Here is a 6,804-nt window from a genome sequence, read left to right as displayed (position 1 = left end):
GAGGAGGTGGACGCCCAGGGGCAGCAGGGTGCCGAGCGATCCGATACCGTGGCCCCGGGGCCGTCCCGCGTCACCGACCCCCCGACCCGCCGGGTCGGGCCCGCGCCAGCTGCGCCGTCAGGACGGCCAGTGCCTCCACCAGCGACGGCCCGTACCAGGTGAGGTGGCGCCCGCTCACCAGGGCGGCCGGGATGCCCGGGAAGGCCTCCGGCCCGTCGTCGGCGGTGAACCGGTAGGGCTCGTCGGGCAGGACCACCAGGTCGGGGCGGCCGGCGAGCAACTGCGGGAGGGGGACGGCGGGGTAGCGTTCCGGCCGGGCCGGGTCCTCGGCGTGCGGGAGGCGCAGGCCGAGGCGGCGCAGCAGGTCGCCGGCGAAGGTGTCGTGACCCAGCACCATCCAGGGCCGGCGCCAGATCGGTACGACGGCCCGGTGGGCGGGGCCGGGCAGTGGGCGGACCTCGGCCCAGGCGGCCTCGGCGGCGTCCAGCCAGGCCGGGCGGGTCAGGCCGCAGCCGACGGTGAGGAGTCGGTCCAGTGAGCGGAACGCCTGGTCGAGGGTGCGGATGTCGGTGACCCAGACCGGCAGGCCGGCCGCCCGCAGCCCGTCGAGGTCGGGTCGGCGGTTCTCCTCGTCGTTGGCGATCACGAGGTCCGGGGCGAGGCCGACGATCCGGGCCACGTCCGGGTTCTTGGTGCCGCCGATCCGGGGGACGGCCAGGTCGGCGGGGTGGCTGCACCAGTCCGTGACGCCGATCAGCAGCCCGGGTTCGGTGGCGGCGACGGCCTCGGTGAGCGAGGGCACCAACGACACCACCCGCCGTACCGTCCCCGCCCCGGCGAGCGGCACCGCCAACCCGAGATCGTCGACCGCAAGGGGCCCGGGACCGTCGCCCGCCGCCCCGCCGGTGGAATCGAAACTCACCGCGTCACCCTAGCCACCCCCGCGCGGCCGGTGGGCAAAGTTCCGGGAACCGGCCGGGCACAGTGGCCGACTACCTGGTCCGGGTTCACAGGACGAGCCCGAGCACGACCATTGACCAGGAGAGTTACTGATGCGCCCTCGCGTCTTCTGCGGTATCGCGGCCGCCGTCGCCCTGTTCGCCACGGCCTGTTCCAGCGGCGGTGACGGGAGCGGGGACGGCACGAACGGCGGCGGGAGCGCACAGGCGTCCGCCGCCGGTGCTTTCCCGGTCAAGGTCGTCGACTGCGCGGGCAAGGAGACCACGGTCAAGCAGGCGCCGAAGCGGATCGTCACCACCGACGCGTCCGGCCTGGAGATGCTGCTCCAGCTCGGGGCCGGCGACCGGGTCATCGGGACCGGGTTCCCGCCCGGCAAGGGCAGCCTGCCGGCCGCCGTCGCCGAGCAGGGCGCCAAGGTGCCGGTGCTCGGCGACACCGTGATCCCCAAGGAGAAGCTGCTCGGGTCCGGCGCCGACCTCTATGTGGACACCTTCGGGCCGATGCCGATGATGGGCGCGGCGGGGGCCGGGCCGAGCGAGGAGGAGCTCAAGACGGTCGGCATGCAGCATGTGCTGCTGCTCTCCACCGCCTGTGCCAGTGGCCCGAAGGCCGCCCAGGGCCCGCGCACCGACCTGGCCGGGGTGGCGGAGGACGTCCGCCGCCTGGGGGCGGTCACCGGGACGGCGGCCCGCGCGGAGGAGCTGGTCGGCGCGATGGACCGGCAGCTCACCGAGGTCAGGAACGCCACCGCGGGCGTTCCGGAGGCGCAGCGTCCCGGGTACTTCCTCTTCGACTTCGACGCCGGTACAAAGCAACCGATGGCCGTCTGCGGCAAGCAGATCGCCAACGCGGTGATCACCCTGGCCGGCGCGCGCAACGTGTTCGCCGACTGCGACGCCGACTTCCGGCCCGTCTCCTGGGAGGACGTGGTGGCGAAGAACCCGGACTGGATCCAGCTCGCCGTCCGCAACCGCGGCAGCGAGGAGGCCGACCGCAAGGCCTTCGACGAGGCCGAGGCGTTCCTCAAGGGCTTCCCGGCGACCCAGGGGCTGAAGGCCGTGCAGGAGGGGCACTTCCTGCGGATCGGCTCCGAGGTCACCACGATCGCCGGGATCCGCAACGCCGACACCGTGCGGCAGATCGCCGCGACCGTCCACCCGGCGCTCGTCAAGAACGGGCAGTAGGCCGTGGCCCGCGCCACCACCGCCGCCGACGTCGCCGACGTCGACGTCGGCACAGGCCCCGACCCCGGCCCCGCCCGGCGCCAACGCGTCCGGGCGCTGCGCGCCGGACCGCTCGCCGCCGTGCTCACCGCGGCCCTGGTCGTCGCGCTGACCGCCGCCGTCTCGCTCGGTTCGGTGGACATCCCGCCCGGCGAGGTGTGGTCGGTGGTCGGCCGCCGGCTCACCGGACAGCACCCGGCCGCCGGCACCCGCGACCTCATCGTCTGGCAACTGCGCGTCCCCCGCGCCCTGTTGGCGGCGGCGGTCGGCGCCGGGCTCGGCCTGGTCGGCACCGCCGTGCAGGCGCTGGTCCGCAATCCGCTCGCCGACCCGTACCTGCTCGGCATCTCCTCGGGGGCTTCGCTCGGGGCGGTGGGCGTGATCGTCCTCGGGACCGGCATGGGCCTGTCGCTGACCATCGGCGGGATCGCCGGGCTCACCGTCTCGGTGGCGGCCTTCCTCGGCGCGCTCGCCGCGTTCTCCCTGGTCTGGCTGCTGGCCCGGCGCGGCGGCGGGTTCTCCCCGCTGCGCCTGGTGCTGGCCGGCATCGGCATCGGCCAGTTCCTCACCGGTCTGACCAGCTACCTGGTGCTCCAGACCGGTGACGAACAGCAGACCCGCGGCGTGCTGTTCTGGCTGATGGGCAGCCTGAGCGGCGCCACCTGGGGCCAACTGGCCGTCCCCGCCGCCGCCGTGGCCCTCGGACTGGTGCTGCTCCAGGGCCGCGCCCGGGGCCTGAACGCCATGCTGATGGGCGACGAGACGGCGGCCGGGCTCGGGGTGGACGTGGTCCGGCTGCGCCGCGAGATCTTCGCCGTCACCAGCGTGCTCACCGGCGTCCTGGTCGCCGTCTCCGGGGCGATCGGCTTCGTCGGCCTGATGGTCCCGCACGTGTGCCGGCTGCTGGTCGGCGGCGACCACCGCCGGCTGCTGCCGCTCTCCGCCCTCACCGGCGCGGTGCTGCTGGTCGTCGTCGACCTGATCGCCCGCACCGCGCTCGACGGCCAGGAGGTGCCGATCGGCGTGGTCACCGCACTGCTCGGCGCGCCCACCCTGCTCTACCTGCTGGACCGACGACTGGAGCGGAATTGAGAATCGCCGTCGAAGACCTGAGCGTCGCCCTCGCCGGGCGGACCGTGGTGGCCGGTGTCCACCTGGTCGCCGAGGAGGGCGAGATCGCCGGCCTGGTCGGTCCCAACGGCAGTGGCAAGTCCAGCCTGCTGCGCACCGTCTACCGGCATCTTCGGCCGAGCGCCGGGCGGGTGCTGCTGGCCAGCCGGGAGCTGTCCGGGCTGAGCCCGGCGGAGTCCGCCCGGCACATCGGGGCGCTGCCCCAGGAGCGCGGCGGGGACTTCGAGTTGACCGTCCGCGAGGTGGTGGCGATGGGTCGCACCCCGTACAAGCGGGCGTTCGCCAAGGATGACGCCGAGGACCACCGGCTGGTGGCCGAGGCGCTCACCCGGGTCGGCATGGCGGAGGCGCCGGACCGCAGGTTCGCCCAGCTCTCCGGGGGCGAGCGTCAACGCGTGCTGCTGGCCCGGGCGTTGGCGCAGCAGCCGGACGTCCTGGTGCTGGACGAGCCGACCAACCACCTGGACGTCCGGCACCAGGTGGAGCTGCTCGCGCTGCTGCGTGAGCAGCGCCGCACCACCCTGGTCGCGCTGCACGACCTGAACGCCGCCGCCTCGGTCTGCGACCGCCTGCACGTGCTGCACCGGGGCACGCTCGTCGCCTCCGGGAAGCCGAGGGAGGTGCTGACCCCGGAACTGCTCGCCGAGGTGTTCGGGGTGCGGGCCGCGGTGGTCGAACACCCGCTCACGGGCGACCCGTTGATCGCGTTCGACCACCGCGCGCCGGCCGGCGCACCGGACCCGGGGGTGCCGGGTCCGGCGCGCCGACCGGTGAGGGAGCGGGCCGGGACGGTGCCGGCGGCTGCCGCCGTGACCGTGACCGTGCCCGACCCGGTGCCGGTCGTGGCCATCGCCGCGGTCAAGGGACCCGCGACGGCGGCGAGTTCGGTTCCGGCCGCGGCCCCCGCCCCGGCCGGATTCCCGGCATCAGCATCGGCATCGGCCTCCGTCGAGCGTCAGGAGGTCTCGTAGTGGCTCGGGCGGCCGTTGCGCTCGACCAGCCGGCCGACCTTCGCGGCCTCCTCGCTGCGCACCAACTCCCATTCGCCGTCCGGGCGGTGGAGCACCGAGGAGTGCCACGGGGTCATCCACATGTCCGAGTGCTCCAGCAGCCGGATGCCGAACTTCAGCACGCCGATCTTCTGCGGGTGGATGGAGAGCCGGAACGAGCGAGGGTGCTGCTCGGCGATCAGGTCGCCCCAGGCGCGGCTGCGCTGGATGACGCCGTAGGCGCGCTGGCGGCAGTCCTTCTGGAGGGCGGACTTGGTGCCGGTCCAGCCGAAGGTGTCCTCGGTGAGGAAACGGGTGATGCCGCGATAGAGCTTGGCGGTCTCCTCGTCGGTCAGCACCTGCTCGCGCAGCTCCTCCTTGGTGGGCGCGTACTGGGCGTGCACCCGGGCGCGCTTCTCGTCGAAGGGCAGGTCGCCGAGGACGGCCCGCAGGTCGAAGGTGTCGAGGTTGGTCAGGCCCTCGCGCTCGATCATCGCGGCCAGTTCGTCGGAGTACTGGTCGATGTGGTCGTCGGGGACATGGATGAGGTCGCCGAAGATGTGGCCGTCCGAGCAGATCAGGATCTTGGCGCCGGGCTCGTAGAGCTTGCCGATCTCCTCGGCGAGCCCGTTGAGGAAGGTGAGCGACAGCCGCTCGCCCTCGTCGGGCAGGTGGCTGAGCACCTTGGCGAGGTTGGGCGACTTGCAGGGGAAGCCGGGCAGGGTGAACAGGATCGGGTCCCCGGCGTTGATGAAGTCCGCCAGCTGGTCCAGCTGGAGCGGGAAGTCGGCGGGGGCGGCGTCGGCGTCCGGATCGGACGCGCGGCGGTGCGGCAGCAGCAGGTCGAGGATCTCGGCGGAGAGCCGGGCCACGGTCTGCTGGTCGGGGGCGGTGTATGCGGTGCCGGTGCTCTCGTAGCTGTCGGCCTGGGAGTTGCTGGTGACGGTGCCGGCGGGCGGCATGGTGGTCCTCCACGGAACGGTGTACGGGCTTCGGGCAGGCAGAGCCACGCCCCGGCGGCGGTCGCCGGGACGCTGTGGTGGATACAGGGAGACGGGTCGGTGGGCCTCCGGGTGGGCCTTCGGGTGGGCCTTCAGGCGGGCCTTCGGGCGGGCCTTCGGGCGGGCCTTCGGGAGCGGTCAGAGCCGCCGGTCGTAGGCGACCGGCAGGCGGTTCACCCCGCGGGCGAGGACGGCGGGCACCCAGGCGAGCGAGTCGATCTCCTCGCCGTCGGAGGCGGACGGGCGCAGCCCGGGCAGCCGGGTGAGCAGGGTGCCGATGGCGATCTGGAGTTCGGCCCGGGCCAGCGAGGCGCCGGGGCAGAAGTGGATGCCGTGGCCGAAGGCCAGATGCGCGTTGGGGGAGCGGTCGAAGTCCAGGGCGTCGGTGTCCGGGAACTGCTCCTCGTCGCGGTTGGCGGCGCCGAGCGAGACGATCACCGAGTCGCCGGCCGGCACGGTGGTACCGTGCAGGTCGCTGTCCTCGGCGAAGAACCGCCAGGTGGTGAGCTCGAACGCGCCGTCGTAGCGCAGGAGTTCCTCGATCGCCCGGGTGAGCAGGCCCGGCTCGTCGACCGGCGCGTCCGGGTCGAGGCTCGCGCGCAGCCGGTCGAGCTGGTCCGGGTGGCGCAGCAGGGTGATCAGCATGGTGGTGATCTGGTTGGTGACCGGCTCCTGGCCGGCGACCAGCAGCTGGAACACCATGGAGGCGAGCTCCTCGGGGCTCAACTCGCCGGCGTCGCACGCGGCGACGAGCCGGCCGAGCAGGTCCACATCGGGCCCGGCGGGGTCGTAGGTGGCGCGCTTGTGGTCGACCACGTCCGCGATGTAGGCCTGCAGGCCGTGCAGTCGGCCCTCGTACGCCGGTCGGCCCGGGTCCTGCGGGCCGACCGGTTGCACCACCTTGCCCCAGTCGCGGTCGAAGCGCACCGCGAGCTCCTGCGGCAGGCCGATCACCTCGGCCAGCACCCGGAACGGGTAGTGGGCCGCGAAGCCGTCGACCAGGTCGGTGCCGCCGGCCGTTGAGGTCGACGGCAGTTCGTCGACCAGGGCGTCGGCCAGCTCCTGGAGGCGCGGGCGCAGCGACTCCACCCGGCGCGGTGCGAAGGCGTCTAGGACGAGCTTGCGCATCGTGGTGTGTTTCGGCGGGTCCTGGTGCAGCAGGTGCACCTGGAGCTGGGAGTGCTGCGGCTCGGGCATGATCGAGGCGAGCTTGCGCCAGTCCTCGTTGCCGAGCGCGTGGTTCTTGCCGAGGCGCGGGTCGTTGAGCGCCGCGTGCGCGGCCTTGTAGCCGGTGACCAGCCAGGCGCCGACGCCGCTCGGGAAGGTCACCCGGTGGACCGGGCCGGCGGCCCGCATCTGCCGGTACAGCGGGTAGGGGTCGCTCTTGTACTCCTGGCCGAACAGCGGTATCGGATCGGGGAGTTCGTCGTAGCCGAACGGGCAGCGGGCCCCGTCCGGCGTCTCGCCCGCCGCGGTCGGGTCGTGGACGGTGTCGGTCAT

Annotated in this window: 5 protein-coding genes and 1 pseudogene; 3 read left to right on the top strand and 3 right to left on the bottom strand. The window is 73.6% G+C overall.

All coding sequences use genetic code 11. From position 1 onward, the window contains the following. Window positions 1-70: 70 nt before the first annotated feature. The gene (locus tag ACFP3U_RS04400; protein ID WP_380223959.1) at window positions 71-847 is read right to left on the bottom strand and encodes a helical backbone metal receptor; all 777 of its coding nucleotides are present in this window, start codon (window positions 845-847) and stop codon (window positions 71-73) included. A gap of 205 nt (window positions 848-1,052) precedes the next feature. Here ACFP3U_RS04400 and ACFP3U_RS04395 point away from each other — a divergent pair, with 205 nt between their 5' ends. The 3 genes and pseudogenes from ACFP3U_RS04395 to ACFP3U_RS04385 form a co-directional block, all read left to right on the top strand. Then, window positions 1,053-2,144 (top strand): ABC transporter substrate-binding protein, encoded by a 1,092-nt coding sequence (locus ACFP3U_RS04395; RefSeq protein ID WP_380223822.1) that lies wholly within the window; start codon window positions 1,053-1,055, stop codon window positions 2,142-2,144. Between the two features lie 96 nt (window positions 2,145-2,240). Beyond that, entirely contained in the window at window positions 2,241-3,275 is a 1,035-nt protein-coding gene (locus ACFP3U_RS04390; RefSeq protein WP_380223958.1) for a FecCD family ABC transporter permease, read from the top strand. Next, window positions 3,272-4,054: pseudogene (locus ACFP3U_RS04385) on the top strand (ABC transporter ATP-binding protein); the annotation flags it as partial. The gene ACFP3U_RS04390 and the pseudogene ACFP3U_RS04385, both read left to right, overlap by 4 nt. Before the next feature lie 215 nt (window positions 4,055-4,269). Here the strand turns inward: ACFP3U_RS04385 and ACFP3U_RS04380 are convergent. Both ACFP3U_RS04380 and ACFP3U_RS04375 read right to left on the bottom strand, forming a co-directional pair. Continuing rightward, entirely contained in the window at window positions 4,270-5,265 is a 996-nt protein-coding gene (locus ACFP3U_RS04380) for an L-tyrosine/L-tryptophan isonitrile synthase family protein (protein WP_380223821.1), read from the bottom strand. Window positions 5,266-5,442: 177 nt separating this feature from the next. After that, window positions 5,443-6,804, bottom strand: a complete 1,362-nt coding sequence (locus tag ACFP3U_RS04375) for a cytochrome P450 family protein (protein WP_380223819.1) — start codon at window positions 6,802-6,804, stop codon at window positions 5,443-5,445.

The organism is Kitasatospora misakiensis (assembly GCF_042656005.1).
GTDB lineage: Bacteria > Actinomycetota > Actinomycetes > Streptomycetales > Streptomycetaceae > Kitasatospora > Kitasatospora misakiensis.
This window is presented reverse-complemented; position numbering and strand designations above follow the sequence as displayed.

Bases quoted from the DNA above. Each gene is read 5' to 3' on its own strand.
- ACFP3U_RS04395 (WP_380223822.1), top strand. From the start codon at position 1,053: ATGCGCCCTCGCGTCTTCTGCGGTATCGCGGCCGCCGTCGCCCTGTTC.
- ACFP3U_RS04380 (WP_380223821.1), bottom strand. From the start codon at position 5,265: ATGCCGCCCGCCGGCACCGTCACCAGCAACTCCCAGGCCGACAGCTAC.
- ACFP3U_RS04375 (WP_380223819.1), bottom strand. From the start codon at position 6,804: ATGACCGACACCGTCCACGACCCGACCGCGGCGGGCGAGACGCCGGAC.